This is a genomic window from Pedobacter sp. B4-66, from assembly GCF_018492665.1.
In the GTDB taxonomy this organism is placed as follows: Bacteria; Bacteroidota; Bacteroidia; order Sphingobacteriales; family Sphingobacteriaceae; genus Pedobacter.
This window is the reverse complement of sequence record NZ_JAFVME010000003.1, coordinates 271,893-294,442: the sequence shown is the minus strand read 5'-3', so window position 1 is coordinate 294,442 and position 22,550 is coordinate 271,893. Positions and strand designations below refer to the sequence as shown.

Below are 22,550 nucleotides of genomic sequence, written 5' to 3'. Positions count from 1 at the left end.
ATTATTATTTCTTAAAGATGGACTTTTCTATCATTATTACTGCACCACCACCAGATGAAAGTTTAAGATCCATTTTCATCCTATTGTTTACTGTAATCGTTTTAAGGTCGTAATGCGTTGCATTCACATTTGCATCTGTGGCATCGGTGTAGATTTGAGCTGTATAATTTACTCCTGGTTCTAAAAATCCAAAATCCAGCTTAATACTTCTTTCTGTCCAGTTGGTCATAGCTCCAACAAACCACTTTTCCCCTTTTCTTTTAGCCATGAGTACATATTCGGCCAATTTAGCATCTAATACTTTGGTCTCATCTATCACTGTCGGTACGGCGGATAGAAACTTCATCGCCTCTGGTGATTGCTCATATTCTGTAGGTGAATCAGCTAGCATAGCAAAAGGTTGATCGTAAATTACAAACATCGCAAGCTCATGACAGCGTGTACCTTGCCCAGATGGCAAGCCTGGGTCTATCGGCTTAAACTCGGCTTTGGTCTTGTTACGCATTGCGCCTGGTGTATAATCAAACGGTCCGGCAAGCATCCTGAGAAAAGGAATAATCAAATGATGATCAGGATTAATTGTATAATCCCACTTATCAGATTCGGCGCCCCTTACTGCTTCATAATTTACGATATTTGGATATGTTTTTTCTAGACCCGTGGGCTTACTGCAGCCATGAAAATTAACCATTAGTTTTCTTTTTGCTGCTTCTTTAGCGATCAACTCTATCCATTGTATTGCTTCCTGATCGTCGCGATCAAAAAAATCCACTTTAATACCTGCTGCACCTATGGAATTCAGAAAATCCAGATTTCCATTAAGATCTTTTAATAATGTTGATGCTACACACCATAAAAATACCCCAACACGCTTTTCTTTTGCACTTTTAATTACTCCTTTCACATCTAATTTGGGGTTCACCTTAGTTAGGTTGTAATTATCAGACCAGCCGGCATCTATCATTAAGTACTCCAACTTATTGTTTGCAGCGAAGTCAACGTAGTAATTATAGAGGTCGGTATTTCTATTGGCCATGCCAGAAGGAATACTCGCACCCGGCAACATGGCATCATGCCACCATTCCCAAGCAGCCTTTCCTGGTTTAATCCAATCTGTATTCTTAACTACTGATGGACGAGCAAGCTTACGAACCAAGTGATTGTTTAGCAATTCCTTGTCATCATCAGTTACTATGATTATTCTCCACGGAAAAGATCTTTTTCCATTTGTTTTGGCAAGGTATGCGCCCCTTTCTTTTACTACGGATACAAAGTCGCCCCAACTTCCCATCACTGTTTTTGTTGGATATTTTGCCCAATCCCCGACATAACTCTTCGATTGTTTTTGGATATACATACCTGGATAAGCAAATAAATCAGATTCAGCTATTACAACTTTTATACCTTTTTCTTTATAATCAAAGAGTGCTGGAGTAGTCGCTCTCTTGCCTTCAGAAATTTCTGCTGTTGATGGATAACTGAGGTATGGGCCTTCCCAACTAGTGTAATTATCAGTCTCTTGAACTATTGCTGCAGGTGAGCCAGCGATGTTAAATGTGGCCTTCTCGCCAAGAATCTGTATAGAATCTTTAATGCTTGTTATAAAACGATAAGCAAAACCTTCATTATATGCTCTAAAGATCAGCGAATAATCCTCATCGAAAAAATAAACAGCCAGTTCATTAAATTCTCCTGACTTCAATGAATGTGTTTCTTTGACTACTGCTGTTTTACCAAGTGTTTTGTTTTGCAACACCATAGCAATGACCGAAGGAAGAATTACATTTGAATTTTTATATGATATAGAATACGAAGTGCTGTCCCCAAAACTTAATTTCACTTTTAAAGCCTTATTTGGAGAGGATAACTGATAGGTTTTGTCTTTTGCAAATGCTCCTGTCGACAAGTAAAAAGTTAAAGACAGGATTGCTACTATTGAGCTTATTCTCATATTATTTGTGTTCTGTACTGAATTTATAAGTGATTCTTTCCTGGTAGATATGGCCAGGATGAAGTATTGTTGAAGGAAAATCTGGTTGATTTGGACTATCTGGATAATATTGACATTCTAAGCAAAGTCCATCAAATGGTTTGTAAGGCACACCTAGGTGACCTGGATGTTTAGTTCTAAGATAATCTCCAGTATAGAGCATTAATCCTGGATATGTGGTGTAAATCTCTAATGATCGCCCTGACTGAGGATCTCTTAATGTGGCTGCTTTTTCTTTAATATTTAGAACATAGCATATGTTCAATCCTTTTGGCTTATTCAAATAGTCGGTTATTCTGTCTGCCATTTTAGTGCTTTTAAATTCAATATCACCTGCAGCTACTATTGCACCGGTAGGTATAAAATCATCTGTAGCTTCCACTATTGAGGTAGCATTAATTGTGAGCTCATGATTGAAGAAATTACTACCACCTCCAGACAAATTAAAGTAGTTGTGATTTGTGATATTGACAATTGTTTTCTTATCCGTCTCTGCAGTATAACTGATTAAAAGTTCATTCAAATCTGTCCATTGATAACACACCTTTAGCAAAAGATTTCCTGGATACCCTCCATCACCATCTTTGCTTAATAAGCTAAGTATTAACTTATCATCTTCTATAGTGTAATCAAAAACTTTATTATTAAATCCGGCCGATGCACTATGATTTGTGTTGCCATTATCGTTTGCTTCGAGTTTGTACCAGATCTCATCAATACTAAATGTAGCTTTAGAAATCCTGTTGGCAAATCTGCCTACAGTTGATCCCAAATAACAATCATCATCAATGTAACCTTGCAGTTCTGGAAACCCCAAAATAACGTTAACCATAGTGTTGTTCTTGTCAGGCACTACTATTGACACAATTGTAGCTCCATAGTTGGTCAATTCTACAAAAGCCCCACTCTTATTTTTTATCTTAAAAAGATAGATGTTCTTATCACTAAAGTTCCCCCAGAGTTTTCTTGATATTCTGCTGTTTACCACCTTTACGACGTAAATAATTGATTAACCTGTTCCATTTATATTAGTTAAAGATAAACTTACGTCGAATTTGGAAGCTATAAATGGACTAACTAAAATGAATAATGGATAATGTTATCATAACTGAAGTGTTACAAACTGCAAAATTAATTACATTTATTATACCTTAGTATTTAATATGACGGAAGAAAAAAAGAAAATTAAGGAAGGTTTTTTAGGACAGAAAATGATCGTCCTTACTCCAAATATCAGGAAGAGCATTAAGGATAATCCTCTAATTAATTCTTTTTATCTAACCGCAATAGGCTACTATCCACATGCTTTGGGGCATGATCGAGAAAGAAAAACAGGTTCAGCTGAGTTTATTTTACTATACTGTATTGATGGAGAAGGTACAGTTGAGTTGGATAATAACGCCTACACACTCACAGCAAATACTTTTTTCATCATTCCTAAAAATGTATCTCACAGATACTTTAGTTCATTAAAAAATCCATGGAGTATATACTGGATGCATTTTAGTGGTGTTAATTCAAGAATGATTTATGAACGTTCTCTCGTTGAGGGGCATCCTAAGGTACATTCAATTCCCTTTGAGCAAGACAGAATTAATATCTTTAATCAAATATATACCATGCTCGAGGAAAGCTTTGGAACAAAAGAAATGGAGATCATGAACTTCAGATTACTCTATTTTGTAACCTCGTTAATTTACTACAAAGAGATAAACCCTTCCGTATATAATAAAGATGCCGTAAGTAACTCCATTTCCTTTATGAAAGATAATCTGGATAAGAAACTTACGGTCAATCAGCTTGCTGAGCAGCAAAAGATTTCCTTATCACATTACTTAAGAATATTTAAGCAAAAAACTGGTATCTCACCAATTGTCTATTACAACCAACTTAAAATACAACATTCCTGTCAATACCTGTATTTTACAGATAAAAGTATTAAAGAAATTTGCTCATTGATAGGCATTGATGACCAATACTATTTTTCACGATTATTTAGCAAGCTCATTGGCACATCTCCATCCGATTATAGGAAGAAACATAAAAAATAGTCATCAGCTCATAGAAGGAAAAGATATTCCCTTGATTTTTCTAAACAATTCTACAGCATAGATATCAGTCATTCCGGAAACAAAATCCAGTACACTTTGGATTTTAGAATAAACATCATCTTTCTGTGTTAAAAATTGCTTTGGTATCAATTCTACAAGTTTCTTATGGTATTTTGATTCATTTTGTAAATACGCAGGAATAAACTCTTCCAGAAGACCACCCATCACCTGATAACCGGCAACTTCAATCTGTACCACTGACGAGTAGTTGTAGATTTTCCTGATTGAAATCCTTTCTATTTCTTTCATTACAGCTAAAAATGGCTCTTCAATAGCATCCATTAAGCTTTTGTTGAAATCACCACTTAATATAGCATCCTGTTCTTGGTAAAACACATTCGAGCATTGCCATATCAATGTACTGATAGATTTTGCTCTCATTAAGGTGATTTTTGCATCATCATCTTCCATTTCAGCTAATCTTGAGGGCATTTTAGCATCATTACATAAAGGTAAAAGCAATGCTTCAACTTCTTTATAGGAAAGTATTTTTAAACGGTGCGCATCTTCAAGATCGATGATGTTGTAACAAATATCATCTGCAGCCTCAACTAAATACACCAATGGGTGACGCTTGTAAATCAGTGGCGATTCCTGAACCTTAATAAGGTCCATCTCTAGGGCTATTTTCTCAAATCCACTTTGCTCCGACTGAAAGAACCCGTATTTCTTAGTATAAATGTTCTTTTTATTGTGTCCGGCAATTGATGCACAGGGATACTTAGCAATAGCCGCAAGGGTTGAATAGGTTAGTGCAAAGCCTCCTGTACCCTTTCCGGCAAACGGATGGGTTAATATTCTTAGTGCATTGGCATTTCCTTCAAAGTGGATTAAATCTTCCCATTGAGCTTCATTTACCTGTTGTTGATATACTTTGCCATCGCCATCACTAAAATAATGAGATATAGCTGATTCTCCAGAATGACCAAAAGCCGGGTTTCCTAAATCATGGGCCAGACAAGCTGAAGCTACAATGTTTCCTATTTCGCAAAGCAAAGGGCATGTTTCATCGATATTTGCATCACCATCTTTTATTCTATTGTAAAAGATGGTGCCCAATGAGCGGCCAACACTTGCTACTTCAAGGCTGTGCGTAAGTCGGTTATGGACAAACACACTGCCCGGTAACGGAAATACCTGGGTTTTGTTTTGTAATCTTCTAAATGGCGAAGAAAAGATGATCCTGTCGTAATCCCTTTGAAACTCTGACCGAGCTTCTTTCTGATTTCCAATAAACCTATCTTCATTTCCCCATCGTTTTGATGACAGCAACTTTTCCCAATTCATAACTTAAAAATAAGCGCGAAGTTAAGGTATTAAATCAGTTTTCCATGCTCCATCTATCAACCTCAAAATACTCAATGGGTTACTGTTTTGCAATGCCTCTGGAAGTAATTCATCTGGAATGTCCTGATAAGATACCGGTCTTAAAAAACGATAAATAGCTGCAGTACCCACTGAGGTTGATCTTCCATCTGTAGTTGAAGGAAAAGGTCCACCATGTTGCATGGAATGGCAAACTTCTACGCCTGTTGGGAAACCATTATAGATAACACGACCAGCTTTTTGAGTAATAATATCAATTATCGGTATTAAGTTGTTTTTGTCAGCTGGTTCTGCATGTACTGTCGCGGTAAGTTGCCCGTCTAGTTGATTTAAAACTTGATGAAGTTGTACTGTATCTTTTGTCAATACAAAAAGCGTTGCCGGTCCAAAAACCTCTTCAGTTAACTCCTTATTGGAAAGAAAGTCTTCTGCAGAAACTGTAAATGCAATTGGTCTGGCTTCATTTCTATTATTATCCGCGGGCTTTAAACCTTGAGCCAAAACACTAACTCCATTGACGTTTTTTACTGCTTCCTGGCCCTTACCATAAGATTCGCATATATTCTTGTTTAGCATTGTTGCAGGTTCAATTGCAATTAGATGCTGTGCAAAGTGATTCAAAAAAGCCTTGCTTGTTTCACTTTCAATAAGTAGTACTAATCCCGGGTTAGTGCAAAACTGACCTGACCCCATGGTTACAGAACCAGCCAATCCCTTTGCAATTGCTTCTCCTTTGACCTTCAATGCTTCGTCCATTAAAATAACCGGATTTATAGCACTCATTTCGGCATATACCGGAATGGGCTCAGGTCTGTTAACTGCAGCGGTATAAAGTATCATCCCTACTTTTCTAGATCCTGTAAAACCTACAGCCTTTATTACCGGATGCTGAACAAGCTTTACCGATTGATCATTAGTAAGATTTAACGCAGAGAATACACCTTCTGGCATTTGGGTTCTTTGAGCAGCTTTAATAATTGCAGATGATATCAACTCACTTGTACCTGGATGTGAAGGATGTGCCTTAACAATCACAGGACATCCTGCCGCAAGTGCAGAAGCAGTATCTCCGCCGGCAGTAGAGAAAGCCAACGGGAAATTACTGGCACCATAAACTGCTATAGGGCCAATTGGAATAAGCATCCTTCGGATGTCAGACTTTGGCAAAGGAGCTCTTTCAGGTTGTGCGGTATCAATCCTTGCATCTAAATACCAACCATCACGAAGCAACTGAGCAAACATTTTTAACTGCCCACAGGTACGACCTCTTTCGCCTGTTATTCTTCCTACTGGCAAACCTGATTCTGCAACAGCTCTTTCTATTAGTGACTCATCAAGCGCCATTATTTCATCAGCAATTGCTTCTAAAAACTCCGCACGTTGTATTGTAGACGTGTTTTTGTAAATTACAAAAGCTTGCTGTGCCAGTGTTAGTGCCCCCTCTAACTCAGTTTCTGTAGCATAAATAAATTTTTCGGATATTGAAACATTCTCTGTTGGATTGAAAGCTTGAAAACTGCCCTCTCCTTTACCACTACGAATATTTCCAATAAAATTCTCACCTGTTATAGACATAATTCTTTATAAAATTTAAAGCTACTTCCGTTATAAACGAATAGCAATATGATTTGTTAATGTTCCTATATTATCAATACTTATACTAACCTCGTCCTTTTCATTCAAAGTAAAGTCATTAGGAGGTACTATACAAGTTCCGGTCATTAAAAAACAACCGTTCTTGAAATCACATTCAGCATATAAATAGATCACCAACTCATTTAGTGAACGTTTCATTCTACTAATAGAAACGGAATCACGAAATACCTCTTTATTATTTCTCTTTATCACCATTTCTATCATTGTCTTGTCCGAAATTGGTGTTTCAGGGACATATAAACATGGTCCTAATGCAGCACTTCTTTCATAAATCTTAGCCTGAGGAAGATACAATGTGTTTTCTCCTTCGATACTTCTGGAACTCATATCGTTACCTACAGTATAAGCCTGTATGTTTCCAGATGAATTTATAAATAGCGTTAACTCGGGTTCCGGCACATTCCAGGTAGAATCTTTTCTGATATTTACATGCTGATTATGACCTGCAACGCGATGAGGTAAGGACTTAAAAAACAATTCCGGACGGTCTGCATCATAAACTTTATCGTACATACTTGCACCACCAGAATCCTGAGATTCCTCTTTACGGGCATCACGACTGCGCAAATAGGTTACCCCCGCTGCCCATACTTCTTGCTGTCCAATCGGAGCTTCAACACCATTTTCTAATATTGCTAATGCTTCATCGTTTTGCAAAATACTCCCTTCAGTTGATAAATGAAGCAAATGCTGATGTAGATTATCATTATTTATCAAGGTATCCCAATCAGTATTTAATAGATAATGTCCAGTATCACTATGCAAAATTGCACCATGTTTAGTTTTATATAATTTCATATCCTTGTTTTAATAATCAAAATGTCTGTTTCTTATAATGATATCCCTCTTTTCCATGGGATAAAGTCGTTGTGGCCTAGTACTTCGGCCTTGGCTTTTACCTGACCGCTTGCTATCTCAATGATGTAATCCAAAATTCGTTCTCCAACTTGTTTGATCGTTTCTTCTCCGGTTATTATAGTCCCTGCATCGATATCAATGATATCATTCATCTTTTTATACAGTGTTGTATTGGTTGAGATTTTAACCACGGGAGCAATCGGATTACCGGTTGGAGTGCCTAACCCAGTAGTGAAAAACACAAGAGTGGCACCTGCTCCAACTTCGGCAGTTGTTGACTCGATGTCACTACCTGGTGTGCATAGCAATGTGAGTCCCGGTTTAGAAACTTGCTCAGGATAATCCAGTACGTCTATAACAGGGGATGTACCTGCTTTTTTAGCTGCACCTGCGGATTTAATTGCATCAGTAATTAAGCCATCGCGAATGTTGCCTGCAGACGGATTTGAATCAAAGCCTGATCCTACTGCTTTTGCCCTTTCATGGTAAGCGGTCATTAGCGTCATAAACTTTTGCGCAACACGCTCATCTACGCATCGATCACTCAACTCTTGTTCAACACCACAAAGCTCAGGAAACTCCGAAAGTATTACTGATGAACCCAAAGCAACTAAAAGATCAGATGTGTAGCCTAAAGCCGGATTAGCTGAAATCCCGGAAAAGCCATCTGATCCTCCACATTCTAATCCAATGCAAAGTTTACTTAAAGGTGCTGGTTTACGTTTATATTCATTAGCCTCTATTAAACCTGTAAAAGTCTGTTTAATGGCTCGTTTCATTAGTTCAGATTCAGAACCTACTTCCTGCTGTTCAAAACAATACAATGGCTTGCTAAAGTTAGGATCACGCTTAGCAATCTGTTCTTTAAGCAATGGTATTTGCGCATTCTGACATCCCAGACTTAATACTGTAGCCCCTGCCACATTAGGATGGGTAATGTATCCGGCAAGCAATCCGCAAAGGTTAATAGCATCGTCTTTTGTACCACCGCAACCTAATGAATGTGTTAAAAACTTAACACCGTCAATGTTTGGGAACACCCTATTTTCGGCCTCAGCATCGGCATTGGTCATATCTAAATCTATACTCAGTATATCTTCTTTTGATATGCCTGCCCTATGCATCTTAACCAATTGCTGCACTTGACTGTAGTAAGAAGAGTCATTGTCATTATACCCTAATCCTTTCATAAAGGCGTCCTGAATCACCTGTACGTTCTTATTTTCACAAAACACCAAAGGGATAATAAGCCAGTAATTGGCTACACCAACAGTTCCGTTTTCTCTGTGATAACCCATAAAGGTTTTATCGTTCCATAATGATGTTTCAGGCACTTCCCAACTGGTTTTTCTTTCCTTAAGTTTGTAGTTATTAGCAGCATGACTAATATTACCTGTAGTAACTACTTCACCTTTTTTAATGGTTTTAGTTGCCTTGCCTACAAGTACGCCATACATTATAACATTATCTCCTTCTTGCAAGTCTACAGTGGCAAACTTATGCTTTGCCTGCACATCAGTAATCAAATTGTATGTTCCACTATCAGTACTTACAGACTCCCCTGCTTTTAAATCTGACAATGCTACTTCTATATTGTCTGTACTATTTATTTTTAATGTCCTCGATTTCATTAACCAACTGTTTATTTTTTCAAATCTTTTCTAACAACATCCTTCAGGGCCACAATAATTATCAGCTACCTGAGGATTTAATCCTCCTTCTATTTCTTTATTTGTTGCAAAACGAATACAGTCGACTACAACTTTAATATAGAATTCATCATCTAAGTCCTTATAGCCCTTTTCTTTTGAAAGGAATATTTGTTTTTCTTCTCCTTCTTTTAATCCTTCTAATTCCGCTTCAAGTGAGGGTAATATCGACCCAATACCATGCAAATAGTTAATAGGTAAACCATTAAGATTATCCTCGAGTATTTCTCCTTTGCTATTCTGCATTTTGTATCTAATAGATACCACTGTTTTATCCTCAACTTTCATAATATTGCTCGTATTGAATTAGTCAAGTATTCTGTGAATTGGCTTAGGATAACCAGGCTTAAAAGATGATAGCCTTTTTTGAACCACTTTATAGCCATTTTTTTTCTCCGCTTCCTGAATCAAATTCAATAAGAGTGACTCAAGATGGTCAGGGTCTGATTGTACCCTTGCATTTATAAGAATCTCCACTTTACCTGAAGATGTTTTTCTATTTCCACTTAAAGAAGACTGACTTCCGGCAGTGAAGCTGATTTTCTCTTGTTGTGTTCCATCGTCAATAAAGAATTTCAAATGACCTATAGCTAATTTTTCCATATTTATTGCTTCATGAAACTCCTTAATCAATGCCATTCCATCTTCAAATGCATTATTAGTATCTGTAAATAGTTCAATTTCTAAGTCAAGCCAAGCTAACTCCGCCTCTCCGGCACCATATATATCATAGTCGATTACTAATGAGTCTCTGGTCTTTATTTTAAAATCAACTAATGCAGTCATCCACTTCTTTATGCTCGATTCATCAAGTGAATTTTGAAACAGCGTTGTTTTATCAGGATACTTTTTACCCACCAGTAGTTTCATTTTTTCAAATTCCACTTCGCTTAATGAATCAATTTTATTTACTATTAATAAATCAGCTTCGTCAATTTGCTTTTTATAGATGTAACTTACACTATCTACAAATAAAGGAGCTCCCTGAAGCATTGTAGGTAACACATTAGCATCAACAAAAACAGTAATTACAGTTTCTATGTCTTTATTGAATTTTTGTAAAGGTTTAACCACTGTAGCAATCATATCTGTGCATGAACCAACAGATTCAGCAAATATCACTTCAACATGATCGCTCTCTTTTAAGGCTGCTATTTGATTATCAAGCTTATCATAATTGCAACAGAAACAACCATCCGCAACTTCCATAACCGGAATATTGGCATTCTTAATAAACCTGGTGTCAACTAGCTCTACTCCCTGATCATTGGTGATAACCCCCACCTGTATTCCTTTACCGATCAGTTCAATAGATGCATTTAGAATAGCAGTAGTTTTACCGCTACCCAAAAAGCCACCAATGAGATATAATTTCATAGCACTGATTTTAATATAAACTAAGAGAACTTTGATTCTTTACCAGCTATCACAGTTTTTTTAACCGGTATACTCCCATAAGCAACACTTAGTGAGACTTTATTATCCTTAAAATGTACAGTGCCAAATCCGGTAGCTGTAGATACAAAACTTGTAAAATCACCAACTTTAGAATCTACATGTAAGATCTTATCCACGGCATCATACCGCACACCGGTAAGTCCTTGAAGCAGTCCATAGCTAGACATTGCTCTGGCATACCAATGCCCACATTCGTATTCATTAAAAGGATTACGAACCCGTCCATCATATCGGTCACGACAAGCTTTTACAATATCTAACCCTTCATTAACTTGCCCCATAAGCATCAAATGCGATGCAACCTGATATTCAATGCCAGTCCACACTTCATTACTATAAACAAATGGTAAAGAAAGCATTCCTCCCTTTGGCCACGAGCACAACAACAATCCACCTTCATGCCCTGCAGCATATGATGGACGTTGAGGATTTACGTGATCACTTAAATCAGCTTTCAGATTATATTTATGAACAGACAGTAAATGGCTTTTGGTCTTTTCAATATCCAATGGCTCTTCAAGTCCGCACATTTTCGAAATCCATCCTCCAAGAATACCATCAGATAAACAACCGGTTCCATACTGGTATTTTGGGCCTTCTTTTTTTAATATCTCCAATGCTTCTGAAGTATATTGAGTAGCAAACGATTGTTGATTTACCGGATTTGGAGCATTTAAACCTGTCCATTGTATTTTCTGATTAAAGTACTCTCCATTATATAATTCACTTTCCATGAATTTTTTACCGGCAGTATAAAGAGTTTTGTATTTTGATATATCCTTTTTAAGAAACTGTCCCATTTTTATAATGGCATTTAAAGCACCTAGATAAAAACTGGTACACATTCCGTCTGGACCCCAGAACTCAATATCGTATGTGTTATGATGAGGTTCTTCAATTATACCTTTACCCCTCGGATCCCAGGTTTTGATGGCATAGTCCATACTCGTCTTTACCATCGGATACATTTTTTTTAGCCAAACCGCATCGCCACTAATCCGCCATTCCCGGTATACTTTCATAATACCCCCAAGCTGACCGTCGGCAGCAGCATGAAAATCATGCTTAGCTGAGCTTATTGGCATATTTGCTCTAAATTGCTGATGACCTTCAAAATTCTGATTCTCACAGAACTCCGTAGTTCTCAGGCTCCTTTCTAAAACAGGAAAAAGATGAGGGATTGCCTGTGCGTAGTTCCATACATGTGTGCAGCTACCATGACAACAACCTCCATCATCTCCACAACCCTCCCAGCTCCATAACCGTCCATCAAATTGTCTCAATACAGTAGGAGATTTAAGAATGGTAAGGTTCGCAGCAACGGCTTCAGTAACCTCTGGAGGTAAACTGCTTGAATAAAAGGCATCGCGGAATAAGATTGATTTCTTTTGCAGTTCATTGTACTTGTTTAACAAATAGTCTGCTACCTCATTAATATCTTTAAATTTACTGCTATACCAAGGCTTATAGTTTGGTGAATTATAAGTTGATTTCTCTTCGAGACCACTAGCTGATGGGACAACACAGCATTCTGCCGAATCGGCCTTCTTTGAATCAATAACCATTTCACCTATACGTAGGTCCGAATCTGGCACATACCAAGCCATCATAAGTCTTACTGTTTTTTGTTCTCCGGCTTTTAATGTAAAGGGCACAAACAATGAAGCTCCCGGCGCATCTGAATCGGGTTCCTGTGCTTTAACTTTACCCTCTTTAATGGTATTCCACACCATAGTTAACGGATCAAACCAACCGCCTCTAAACCAGCAGTAGTCTACGGTAGCCGGTTCATTGGTAAAAATTGAGAAATCAGTTCTTAGGTGTGGTTTCTCGTTCGTGCCATCTTGCGATAGAATGAAACCATTAGGCATCTTTTTTATAGATCCTTTTTGTCCACCCTGCAACACAAAATTTCTTGAATTATAAGAAAAAACAGCCTCAATTGTTTCATTACTCTTATTGGTAAATTTATATTCCAAGGCGCCTACAGGTAAACTGGAGTTATCCTCATCAGTAGGAATAAAAGGGCTCCAACCTACTATCTGGGTTTTTAAAGGAATGTCTTTTTCTTCAAGATCTATAGTTGCAAACGGGAAACGATCGGTAAACACCGCACTGTTAAATCTTGGAAGCCCATAATTTGCTCCGCTTGCTCCGTTTCCGGTACCTCGTTGACCAAACATTTTCCATTCCTCAACGGGGCCTTCGAGTACACGGGCAACAACTTTTTCTCCTTTAACAGCAATCGCTGCAAACATATTAGGTTCATGAAATATTTCGGGTCTATTGCGAATGGACATATGAGATATTGCTCCACTACCTTCTAAACAAAACATTCCGGCACCTAAACCACCAATAGGAAATGCTACTCTTCTGAGATGCTCTTCTTTATAGCTGCTGTTGTAAGCTCTTTTGCTCTTATCCTTTGATGAAGAGGTCTGTGATACTTCTGTATCCTTAGTAAGAGTTTCCTCTTTACTTTCACTTGCCAACATCACTGCAGGCATAGCTGTAAGACCAAAACCTCCTATAGCTACCTTTTTAATGAATGAGCGACGGTTATCATTGTTTTTCATCAGAATATTGTTTTAGTGATGTTGCATTGAAATATTTTTTGATTCGATCTTTTTCCCAATACCTTTTATGGCATACCAGGCAATAAATGCGAAACAAAGCATTGGTATTACAAAGGCTATAGACATACCGAAATTATCGCCGATAAGTCCCATTATTGGTGGGCAAAACGCCCCACCTGCTACAGCCATTACTAAAAATGACGCGCCTTTTTTCGTTAACGGACCCAAATCATATACGCCTAAAGCAAAGATGGTTGGGAACATTATCGACATAAAAAAGTAAGTGAAAAATAAAGCCACTACCGAGAACCATCCAACCTCCAACAGTACAATAAACACAAGAACGGTATTAACCAAAGCATATATGCCAAGTAGCTTTTGTGGTGATAAATATTTCATCATGTATGATCCAGATAAACGACCTATCCAGAAAAGCCCCATTCCACCAATAGCAAGAATAAGAGATGCAGCTTGTTCAGGATTTTTAGGTGTAAATACCTCACCGAACCAACCTAAGTGTTGCATGATATCTTGAACTGGCCCAGTTACATTAGGGACAGTTTCGGTAACATAGTTAATAAAGAAAGAGTTAACCCCTGTTTGAGCTGCTACATATAGAAACTGAGCAATTACCGCCAGTACAAAAGCCGGATGCTTCAATAAGTTACGCATTGGTGGATCTTCAGCCAATTCAGTATCGCTGGCTTCCTTAACCTCAGGTAGCTTAATCAGCATAAAGATAATGGCAACAACAACAACAATTCCCCCTACCATCATATAAGGTCTAACCAACGAATCGAACTTATCTACCCCTGGAGTGTGTTCTGTGCCAAAAATGAATAATCCACCCATTAATGGCCCAAGTATCCATCCTAAACCATTAAAGGACTGAGAAATGTTAATCCGCCTTGCGGCATACTCTTTAGGCCCCAAGATAGTAGAATAAGGATTCGCTGCTGTTTCCAGACAAGCTAATCCACAAGCCAGTACGAACAGCGCAAGTAGAAAAGGAATGAATGCCTGAAACTTAGCCGCAGGATAAAAAAGGAAAGCCCCTATAGCAAATAGCACAAGCCCTAAAATTATTCCCTTCTGATAGCCAAAGCGCTTCATAAATAGCCCTGCCGGTACTGCCATCACTAAATAACCGATGTACAAAGAAAACTGTATAAAGCCCGATTCTGCTTTTGATACATGTAAGATATTTTGGAAATGCTTATCCAGCACATCAAGTAAACCATGAGCAAAGCCCCACAATAGGAATAAGCTGCATATGAAAATAAAGGGCATAAGATAACTCTTGCCGTTTTCCGTTCTAAACATAGTATTCAGTATATATTTGGTTACAACTTATATTAGTATGGTTGATAAGCTTAGTTCATCAACCATACTAATAATGCGATTTAGTCTTTAAATGTGTCGGCAATCTCATCTAATGAGATACCCAGAACTTTTTTAGCGATTTCATTTAATGCAGTCTTATCACCTGTAAAATGAAATACGCTATGCATATGCGTATGCTTCTCTCCCGGTTTCAAGAATGTAGGTGGAGATACACTTTCCAACTCATAGAACGGCCCCATTTGAGAGCCATCAGCCAATGGTCCATCATTGTAAGCGTTCATACCATCCCCACTAAAAGGATCTTTATCTGGTGTCCACTCCTGATTCAGGTATTTAGCTTTATTATTTACATCAAACATGGTAATGGTCAGCAGATTTTGATCTGCAGCATAACTTCCAGCAATGTTTTTAACTCTTAGCGGAGGAATACCTAGCTTACCGCGAGATTTACCATCAGCTTTAAACAATAGAATACCGTTTTTGTAAGTAATGCGATCTTTTGCAATTTCTCCAAAATAGTCCGTTGTGGCTACTTTACCCGGTGCATTTTCGATATAAGGAATAACAATTACTGTTTTTGGTGATGGACTAAACATATCCAGACTCCAGATACAAGGAGCACCTGTTTTTTCTGTCCATTCATTAGTTCCGGTATTGATGATTGTATTTAATGTTTTAAAAGCAACCGAGTTAATTTTAGCATCCAAAGTAATACCTAAAGCATTCTCTATACTATCCTTTTCAAGAATCTCAACATCTCTTTCCAGCTTTATTTTCAAGTTAGTACCTGCATAGTTTTGCAGTTCCATATCCTTATTTAAAGAAGCTTTCTTTCCGTCAGATTTTACTAAAGTCCAGCTTTCACTATCAATGCCAGCAGGAGTTTTCCAGTTTTTAAACACCATGGAATCGCCAGGCTTAAAATAAAGTGAAAACTTGCCGCCCTCAGGGCCAAGCCATAAACGATCTTCGCCGCCATAAGCATTCATATGTGGGTCTAATGGCTTACCAAAAGCCTTATAATTAACCCAGCCGAAGCTTTTTCCATCAAGCCCTTCGGCAGTCGAGGTAAATACCTTTGCCTGATATTTAGGCGATAAAGCAAGCTGAGCACTTCCATCATGGTTTTTTAAAACAACGATACTGTCGTTTTCATTCAAGAAGTTTAAATCGTAACCAAATGTGCCTTTTTCATAGACCTTTGTAGCATCTTGCTTTTTGGAACCGGATTGACAAGAAATAATCATCATGCCAGCCATTATTAGTGAAGGAATCTTTAGCAATTTCATCTTATGAGTTTTAAGAGTATGGTTAATTAACTTCTAATTCATCTCTCGAAGGTAGTTTCGGGAAGCTACCATGAGGTTCTGTTTGATACCAGTAAGCTACAGTCATGATATCTGATTTCTGTGCTAAATATCTTCCACCATCTCTCCATCCTAAATCCTGAATGGTTACTTTAAGGTCCTTATCAAAGCGTATAGGGTCCATGATATGCCACCTGTACATTCCAAATCTTTGCTGAGCCTTGTATGTTCCATCTGGTCTAATTACCTGATGCAAACCCGCATAAGGAGTGCTGTATTCTACATACTTACCACCTCTATCGAAGTTATAAGATCCACAGAAATAATCCTCTGTTCCTGTTCCTGCGATTGTAGGGTATTCTTTATCGCCGTCTAAAAAGAACTTAATCTCTCCTTCGCCCCACCATCCGTTATTATTTACGCCAAGTCCCATGTAAAGACCAACAAATTGTCCTTTACCTTTTACACCATCAATTATAGTGTGTAAAGAAGTGGTATTAGGATTTGATCTTCTGTATTGTGCATGAAAATAAGCCTCATCATCTGCAACTGGAGTAAGTGCATAGTTAACCTGATAATATAACCTCATCTCATCTCTAGGATTGATGTTCTCAATCGTGATTTTACATTTCTTTCTGAACGGCATTTTCCAGTAGCAGTTAAATGCACTGCCAGGATTAACGCTTACCGGCAAAGAGTTTAATGGAGCATATTCTCCCCAACCCATCCCAAAGAATGCGCCTACAGGAGCTTCAATTGATGGTTCTTTCTCATCATCCCAGTAGAAACGTAAAATAGAGAACTGCCAGTTTCCAGTTGGTGTCATCCATATCTGCTGTATAGCACCCGGGCCTTCCATTTCGGCAATGGTTATGGTTTCTCCGCTTTTAACAATTATAAAGGGATTTACTTTCCAGCCAACGCCCAAGTCACGAGCCTCATTTGCAGCATTGGCTACGTTGCGCTGTCCTTTGTTTTTAACCGGATCTGCCATTCCTCCCTTACCTTTTTCGCCGGTAAAGTTCTCCGGACTAATGGATCTGGTCTTTGCGTCAGATAGTCTTGATAAATTACCAAGATTCATATCTAAGCCATCAAATTTCTTAGGTTGTTGCGCAACAGCAGGTAAAACAAAAATAGTTGCGACGATCAGTAATAAAAGCTTTCTCATAATTTTAAATTGCGATGTGCCTCAGTCACTTAACGCCTTTTGTTTTTAGAGATGTATGCTTCAGATTTTTAAAGTCTGAATTTGCTTACACGTTTAAGCTAAAAGGGATAAAAAAAAAATGCTGAGCACTTCGTGTTTTAAATGGTTTATATTGGTTGTGTAATCAAACTTAAGCTTAAACGTTTAAATGAGCAAATATTTTTTTACTTTTTTTTAGCCCTTACCGTAAAAATCCCATTCAATTATTATTTGAACCACACGATTGTCTCACTACCAATCTTGACGGTATACTCAATTGCGTATTAGTGTTTTTCTTATCCGTGATGTTCTTAATTAGTATTTGAACAGCCTTTTTACCCATTTCTAAAAGTGGTTGCTCAATATAAGTTAATGGAGAATAGAAAAAATCAAAAGCCTCACTCTCATCAAAACATACTACAGCAATGTCATCTGGAACCTTACAGTTCAAGTTATTTAGCGCCTTTAAGCCCTTTAACGTAAGCGTATTTGTTGCAAAAAATAGAGCATCCATTGAAGGATTCTGAGCTAATAGCTCTTTAATACCAGCTTCTACATCGTCCTGAGTAAAATCAAAGTCTACCGTTTTTATTAGTGGCGTTTTAGCTTTTAATTGCTTATTATCTTTAAGGGCATCCATGTAACCTCGTCTTCGGTCAAGCATATGCACCAGATCAGTTTTATAAGCTATCATGCCAATGTTTTTATGTCCTGCCTTTATTAAATGAGAAACAGCATTGTACGAAGCGTCATAATTATTGGTTACCACATAATTAGTTTCCAATTCTTTAAAATACCTGTCAATTAATACTAATGGAATATTGTTTTTTAAAATAGACTCTATCTGATCTTGCGAATTTTCTGCTGGTGCGATAATAAAACCATCAACCTGTCTTTCTGTTAAAATATTAATCAGGTTTTGTGATTTTTTAGGGCTTTCATCCGCACTTGCAAAAATAACTGTGTAATTAAAGTTCTTGGCTTCATCTTCAACGTTTCTGGCCAGATTGGCAAAAAAAGGATTAGAAATGTCAGCTACTATTAGTCCGAAAGTATGCGATTTACCTGTCTTTAAGCTCTTTGCAATCTGATTAGGCTGATAACCCATTTCAGCAGCGGTATCTCTTATCACTTGTGCAATCTCCTTACCTACCCTCGCCTCTTTCTCTTTATTGTTTAACACATAAGAGACTAATGCGGTAGATACACCTACGGATTGAGCAATATCTTTAATGGATACCTTTTTATTCATATAACAAATATATGCTTAATCGTTTAACAAGAAAACAATTAAATAACTCAATTGTTTCTTGTTAAATCTTTGCGTAATTTTTCGATAAACAACTATAAATAGATACCTCCAATAAAATTTAACTTAAATATTTCTTAACTATGAAAAAAATCGCCTTACTACTTTCATTGTCCTGTGCCAGCATTGTTGGCTATGCACAAGATAAGCCCGCTACCGACACGACTAAAACCTGGACTATCCACGGTGAAAACACTTTTTTAATCAATCAGAGTTCTTTTTCAAATTGGGCAGCAGGGGGTGTAAATTCAATTGCCGGAAATCTTGTTTTCAATTATGACTTTAACTACAAAAAGAACAAATGGAGCTGGGATAATAAAGCAATCGTGGGATTTGGTCTGAGTAAGCAAGACGATATTGGCGTCCGTAAAAATGACGACAGGTTTATTTTGAACAGTTTATTGGGCTATAAAGCCTCTAAATACTGGATGTATACTTTCTATGCAAATTTCCAAACTCAATTCGCTAAAGGATACAGATATGGTGGTGATGAAAAAACACTAATCTCAGATCTACTTGCTCCAGCTTATCTAACCTTAGGACCTGGTTTTGCTTACAAACGTGATGATAATTTCAGAGTCAACATCTCTCCATTTGCTTCCCGCTTTATCTTTGTAAAGAATAGAGAATTAGCTGAATCATTTGGAAACGATCCAATGAAAAGACTTCGTTATGAATTTGGTGCTTCATTAGATGCTTATTACAAAATAAATCTTGTAGAAAATATTAGTTTAGAAAATATCCTGAAATTATACTCTAATTATCTCGATAAACCACAAAATGTTTATACAGATTATACAGCCAATCTTTTCATGAAGGTAAATAAATTTGTAACCGTAAACGCCGGCGTACAATTGCTTTACGATGATAAGACTGAAATCCCAATCCTAGATGCTAATGGAGCGAGGATTGAAGGTGAATTCAAAAAAGCACTACAAGTAAAACAGATTTTTGGCGCTGGTTTTACTTATAAATTCTAAATATAGATAAGTGAACAAGGTTCCTGGAGCCCGTCATCCTGAATTTATTTCAGAAGGACGGGCGCTTTGTAACCAGTGTCTTAATAGGATATTGGAGCCGGTTGTTTTGTTCTAAGATTAACGATAGTCCTGTTAATGTAAGGAATCAGTGCTATAATCAATATTACAGCAACCAATAAACCACTTATAAATGTGTAATAATCAACAGCTGATCTAAGCTGGGCCTGAATTTCAATAGATCTACTTAACAAGCCATTGGCAATTTTAGCAGCTTGTCCCGAAGGAACTCCCTTTGCCATTAATCCTCTTTTATAAATCTCTAATTTCTCCAGTGCAACAGGGTTTAATGATGAAATACGCTCCTGAAACCTGTTTATATGATTGGTTTTGTTATAAAGCTGATAAAAGTTAATCAGCGCTATGCTACTGCAAAAACCTATAAAGCGAAAAAATACACCAACCGCTGAAGCAGTACCACCTAAGCGCTCCGGAACAGAGGAAACAGCAAAAACTATCACTGGAGTCATCAGCATCCCAGCCCCCATTCCCTGAATAATTAGAGGAATAACAAAGGTTGAAGCGTCTGCCTGAGTATTAAAAAGAAAAATCATCCAGGCATGAAATATCAACAACAAACCAAAGCCATAAATCCAGATCAATCGCATGGGTCTTTTTAAAATCAGGAGTCTTGAAGAGATTAGAACACTAATGCCAATTCCTATGATATTCACCATCATCATATAAGCAATATGGATTGGATCCATCCCTAAAACTGTGGCAAAATATAGGTTAGTGATATTAAGAGCGCCACGCACAATGTACAGTACAAAGATTAAAAACACTCCGATAATATAGTTTCGGTATTTAAATACCTCCATGTCCTGACTAGGTCTTTTTAATTTAAGCTGTCTGAAAACATGAATTGTAAGCAAGGCAAATATAGCCCAGCAACTTCTAACAATACGCTTATCTTCCAGCCAATAGTATTGCTGACCATAAGCCAGTACATAGCCAATAAAACAAAGCATTAAAGCGTAAATTACAAAACTTGCCCAGTCTACCTGATAAAGTGGAATTTTACGGTTTAAACGTACCGTATTCATTATGGACAACAATAAAATTGCCCCCGGGATATAACAAAATATGATCGCCTTGTACAAAAAATTATAGTCGTAGGTATCTACAATTGGCGCAGTTAGCAGGATTGATATTGGACTTATACACAGCAACATACCGTAAAAAATAGAATAACCAATCTCCCGGGCTCTCTCACTCTGTAATCTGGTAAATATTAAGGTAATACAGATGCTGGTAGTGCCGCAATTGGCCATTCCTTGTATAAACCTAAATATAAAAAGTGTATGTAAATTATGTGTATTATAGCAAATGTAAGAAGTAACAATCTGCAAAATAATACCCACTAAAAAGTACTCTTTAGTGGCTAAATAAACAAAGAAACGTCTTTCTAAAGCAAAGAAACTGGCGACAGCAGCATAGAATATAATCATTGAATACTGAACATCGGCCGGTTCAATACCATAGTATCCGGCAGCAGCGGTTGGATTGGCTGTAGACAAGCCAAAAAGTAGCAAACAAGGTAAAATAACAATGAATATTGTGCCCCTGATCAGCCACTCGGGTGCCCAACTTTTAAATACCGGTTTTACAGCGATCATTGGTTTTTAGCAATTACAACAATAGCGTTCATTCCTGCTTTAAGTTTGTCCGTCAATCTCTTACCATCATCTAACTTAATTTTAACCGGAATACGTTGCACCACCTTCACAAAATTGCCTGTAGAATTATCTGGCGGCAATAACGAAAACCTTGCTCCTGTAGCTGGAGATAAAGAAACGATAGTGCCTTGAAATTCCTCTCCCGGAAAGGCATCAGTTTCTATAACTGCATGGCCGTTTAGCTTCATTTTGGCAATTTGAGTTTCTTTAAAATTGGCAATAACCCATTTACCGGCTTCCTGATCTACAATAAAAGCCAATGTTTGTCCTGCCTGTATCAACTGACCTTCCTGAATGGTTCTTCTGCCCATTTTTCCGTTATATGGAGCTGTAATTACTGTGTAACCTACATCAAGTTTGTTTCTGTCCAAAAGTGCCTCTCTGCGTTTTATTTCTGCTAAATACACATCTCTTTGAGATCTGATGTCGTTTACTTTAGAGGTAGAGGTTTCGTAGCCGTTCAATGCAGATCTGTATTCAGCATCTGCAACATCCAAAGCAGCTTTGCTATTTTCCAACTGTTGAAGTGTTGCCGACTCTACTTTAAATAACTTCGAATAACGATCGTAATCCTGTTGTTGCTTTAAAAGTTTCGCTTTTGCAGAGGCGATTTGAGATTTCATTACACTGGCTGCCTTAGTAGTGGTTTGCTCATTGCTTTCCATTACTTTAATCTGAGCCTGTGCATTCAACAACGCAGCTTCCGCTTCTTGCTGACCTAGTTTGTACTCGCTATTATCGATAATTAACAGCGTATCGCCTTTATTTACGTCTTGATTTTCTTCGTATTTTATGGCTCTTATGTATCCTGTTACTCTTGAAGTTATAGGGTTTATATATTCTTCTACTTGTGCATCGTTGGTCTCTTCGTATTTATAGAGATCCAGTAAGGAAATTGCTCCCCATATCATCAAACCAACAACAATAACACCTGCAATCCAGGCTGTAACTTTGGTGATTAATTGATCGGTACTCGTGTAGTTTTTCTTTTTAGTTCGCAT

At 37.5% G+C, this 22,550-nt stretch carries 17 protein-coding genes; 2 read left to right on the top strand and 15 right to left on the bottom strand.

Annotated features, from left to right (window positions below; all coding sequences use genetic code 11):
• Positions 1 to 4 precede the first annotated feature (4 nt).
• Both J1905_RS05845 and J1905_RS05840 read right to left on the bottom strand, forming a co-directional pair.
• Entirely contained in the window at positions 5 to 1,951 is a 1,947-nt protein-coding gene (locus tag J1905_RS05845; protein ID WP_214226292.1) for a glycoside hydrolase family 97 protein, read from the bottom strand.
• 1 nt (position 1,952) lies between these two features.
• Entirely contained in the window at positions 1,953 to 2,978 is a 1,026-nt protein-coding gene (locus J1905_RS05840; RefSeq protein WP_214226291.1) for an aldose epimerase family protein, read from the bottom strand.
• A gap of 175 nt (positions 2,979 to 3,153) precedes the next feature.
• Here J1905_RS05840 and J1905_RS05835 point away from each other — a divergent pair, with 175 nt between their 5' ends.
• Positions 3,154 to 4,041, top strand: coding sequence for an AraC family transcriptional regulator (locus J1905_RS05835; RefSeq protein ID WP_214226290.1), 888 nt, complete (start codon positions 3,154 to 3,156; stop codon positions 4,039 to 4,041).
• Between the two features lie 3 nt (positions 4,042 to 4,044).
• On the opposite strand, the gene J1905_RS05830 is transcribed toward J1905_RS05835, so the two are convergent.
• From J1905_RS05830 to J1905_RS05780, 11 genes are all read right to left on the bottom strand, one after another.
• Positions 4,045 to 5,388, bottom strand: a complete 1,344-nt coding sequence (locus tag J1905_RS05830; protein WP_214226289.1) for a deoxyguanosinetriphosphate triphosphohydrolase — start codon at positions 5,386 to 5,388, stop codon at positions 4,045 to 4,047.
• Positions 5,389 to 5,409: 21 nt separating this feature from the next.
• Positions 5,410 to 7,002, bottom strand: a complete 1,593-nt coding sequence (locus tag J1905_RS05825; RefSeq protein ID WP_214226288.1) for an aldehyde dehydrogenase (NADP(+)) — start codon at positions 7,000 to 7,002, stop codon at positions 5,410 to 5,412.
• Positions 7,003 to 7,032: 30 nt separating this feature from the next.
• Positions 7,033 to 7,881, bottom strand: a complete 849-nt coding sequence (locus tag J1905_RS05820) for a fumarylacetoacetate hydrolase family protein (RefSeq protein WP_214226287.1) — start codon at positions 7,879 to 7,881, stop codon at positions 7,033 to 7,035.
• Positions 7,882 to 7,913: 32 nt separating this feature from the next.
• Positions 7,914 to 9,572, bottom strand: coding sequence for a UxaA family hydrolase (locus tag J1905_RS05815; RefSeq protein ID WP_214226286.1), 1,659 nt, complete (start codon positions 9,570 to 9,572; stop codon positions 7,914 to 7,916).
• 30 nt (positions 9,573 to 9,602) lie between these two features.
• Positions 9,603 to 9,938 (bottom strand): FKBP-type peptidyl-prolyl cis-trans isomerase, encoded by a 336-nt coding sequence (locus J1905_RS05810; RefSeq protein WP_214226285.1) that lies wholly within the window; start codon positions 9,936 to 9,938, stop codon positions 9,603 to 9,605.
• An 18-nt stretch (positions 9,939 to 9,956) separates the two neighbouring features.
• Complete coding sequence (locus J1905_RS05805; RefSeq protein ID WP_214226284.1) at positions 9,957 to 11,027, bottom strand: GTP-binding protein; 1,071 nt, start codon at positions 11,025 to 11,027, stop codon at positions 9,957 to 9,959.
• Between the two features lie 20 nt (positions 11,028 to 11,047).
• Entirely contained in the window at positions 11,048 to 13,684 is a 2,637-nt protein-coding gene (locus tag J1905_RS05800) for a GH116 family glycosyl hydrolase (RefSeq protein WP_214226283.1), read from the bottom strand.
• A gap of 12 nt (positions 13,685 to 13,696) precedes the next feature.
• Positions 13,697 to 15,007 (bottom strand): L-fucose:H+ symporter permease, encoded by a 1,311-nt coding sequence (gene fucP / locus J1905_RS05795; protein ID WP_214226282.1) that lies wholly within the window; start codon positions 15,005 to 15,007, stop codon positions 13,697 to 13,699.
• Between the two features lie 80 nt (positions 15,008 to 15,087).
• On the bottom strand, positions 15,088 to 16,317 hold the full coding sequence (locus J1905_RS05790) for a DUF6786 family protein (RefSeq protein WP_214226281.1): 1,230 nt from the start codon (positions 16,315 to 16,317) through the stop codon (positions 15,088 to 15,090).
• A gap of 22 nt (positions 16,318 to 16,339) precedes the next feature.
• Positions 16,340 to 17,506 carry a glycoside hydrolase family 172 protein gene (locus J1905_RS05785; RefSeq protein WP_214226280.1) on the bottom strand — a complete coding sequence of 389 codons (1,167 nt, stop codon included), beginning with the start codon at positions 17,504 to 17,506 and terminating at the stop codon, positions 16,340 to 16,342.
• A 238-nt stretch (positions 17,507 to 17,744) separates the two neighbouring features.
• Positions 17,745 to 18,776: a LacI family DNA-binding transcriptional regulator gene (locus J1905_RS05780; RefSeq protein WP_214226279.1), complete on the bottom strand. Its 1,032-nt coding sequence runs from the start codon at positions 18,774 to 18,776 to the stop codon at positions 17,745 to 17,747.
• A 140-nt stretch (positions 18,777 to 18,916) separates the two neighbouring features.
• Here J1905_RS05780 and J1905_RS05775 point away from each other — a divergent pair, with 140 nt between their 5' ends.
• Positions 18,917 to 19,813 carry a DUF3078 domain-containing protein gene (locus J1905_RS05775; RefSeq protein WP_214226278.1) on the top strand — a complete coding sequence of 299 codons (897 nt, stop codon included), beginning with the start codon at positions 18,917 to 18,919 and terminating at the stop codon, positions 19,811 to 19,813.
• Between the two features lie 80 nt (positions 19,814 to 19,893).
• Here the strand turns inward: J1905_RS05775 and J1905_RS05770 are convergent, their stop codons facing one another.
• Positions 19,894 to 21,489 carry an MFS transporter gene (locus J1905_RS05770; protein WP_214226277.1) on the bottom strand — a complete coding sequence of 532 codons (1,596 nt, stop codon included), beginning with the start codon at positions 21,487 to 21,489 and terminating at the stop codon, positions 19,894 to 19,896.
• On the bottom strand, positions 21,486 to 22,550 hold the full coding sequence (locus J1905_RS05765; RefSeq protein ID WP_214226276.1) for an HlyD family secretion protein: 1,065 nt from the start codon (positions 22,548 to 22,550) through the stop codon (positions 21,486 to 21,488). Before J1905_RS05765 ends, J1905_RS05770 begins: the two co-directional genes overlap by 4 nt.

Coding starts and splice junctions, on each gene's coding strand:
- J1905_RS05825 (WP_214226288.1), bottom strand. CDS start 7,002: ATGTCTATAACAGGTGAGAATTTTATTGGAAATATTCGTAGTGGTAAA.
- J1905_RS05765 (WP_214226276.1), bottom strand. CDS start 22,550: ATGCGAACTAAAAAGAAAAACTACACGAGTACCGATCAATTAATCACC.
- J1905_RS05820 (WP_214226287.1), bottom strand. CDS start 7,881: ATGAAATTATATAAAACTAAACATGGTGCAATTTTGCATAGTGATACT.
- J1905_RS05790 (WP_214226281.1), bottom strand. CDS start 16,317: ATGAAATTGCTAAAGATTCCTTCACTAATAATGGCTGGCATGATGATT.
- J1905_RS05780 (WP_214226279.1), bottom strand. CDS start 18,776: ATGAATAAAAAGGTATCCATTAAAGATATTGCTCAATCCGTAGGTGTA.
- J1905_RS05770 (WP_214226277.1), bottom strand. CDS start 21,489: ATGATCGCTGTAAAACCGGTATTTAAAAGTTGGGCACCCGAGTGGCTG.
- J1905_RS05830 (WP_214226289.1), bottom strand. CDS start 5,388: ATGAATTGGGAAAAGTTGCTGTCATCAAAACGATGGGGAAATGAAGAT.
- J1905_RS05805 (WP_214226284.1), bottom strand. CDS start 11,027: ATGAAATTATATCTCATTGGTGGCTTTTTGGGTAGCGGTAAAACTACT.
- J1905_RS05800 (WP_214226283.1), bottom strand. CDS start 13,684: ATGAAAAACAATGATAACCGTCGCTCATTCATTAAAAAGGTAGCTATA.
- J1905_RS05835 (WP_214226290.1), top strand. CDS start 3,154: ATGACGGAAGAAAAAAAGAAAATTAAGGAAGGTTTTTTAGGACAGAAA.
- J1905_RS05810 (WP_214226285.1), bottom strand. CDS start 9,938: ATGAAAGTTGAGGATAAAACAGTGGTATCTATTAGATACAAAATGCAG.
- J1905_RS05775 (WP_214226278.1), top strand. CDS start 18,917: ATGAAAAAAATCGCCTTACTACTTTCATTGTCCTGTGCCAGCATTGTT.
- fucP (WP_214226282.1), bottom strand. CDS start 15,007: ATGTTTAGAACGGAAAACGGCAAGAGTTATCTTATGCCCTTTATTTTC.
- J1905_RS05815 (WP_214226286.1), bottom strand. CDS start 9,572: ATGAAATCGAGGACATTAAAAATAAATAGTACAGACAATATAGAAGTA.
- J1905_RS05785 (WP_214226280.1), bottom strand. CDS start 17,506: ATGAGAAAGCTTTTATTACTGATCGTCGCAACTATTTTTGTTTTACCT.
- J1905_RS05845 (WP_214226292.1), bottom strand. CDS start 1,951: ATGAGAATAAGCTCAATAGTAGCAATCCTGTCTTTAACTTTTTACTTG.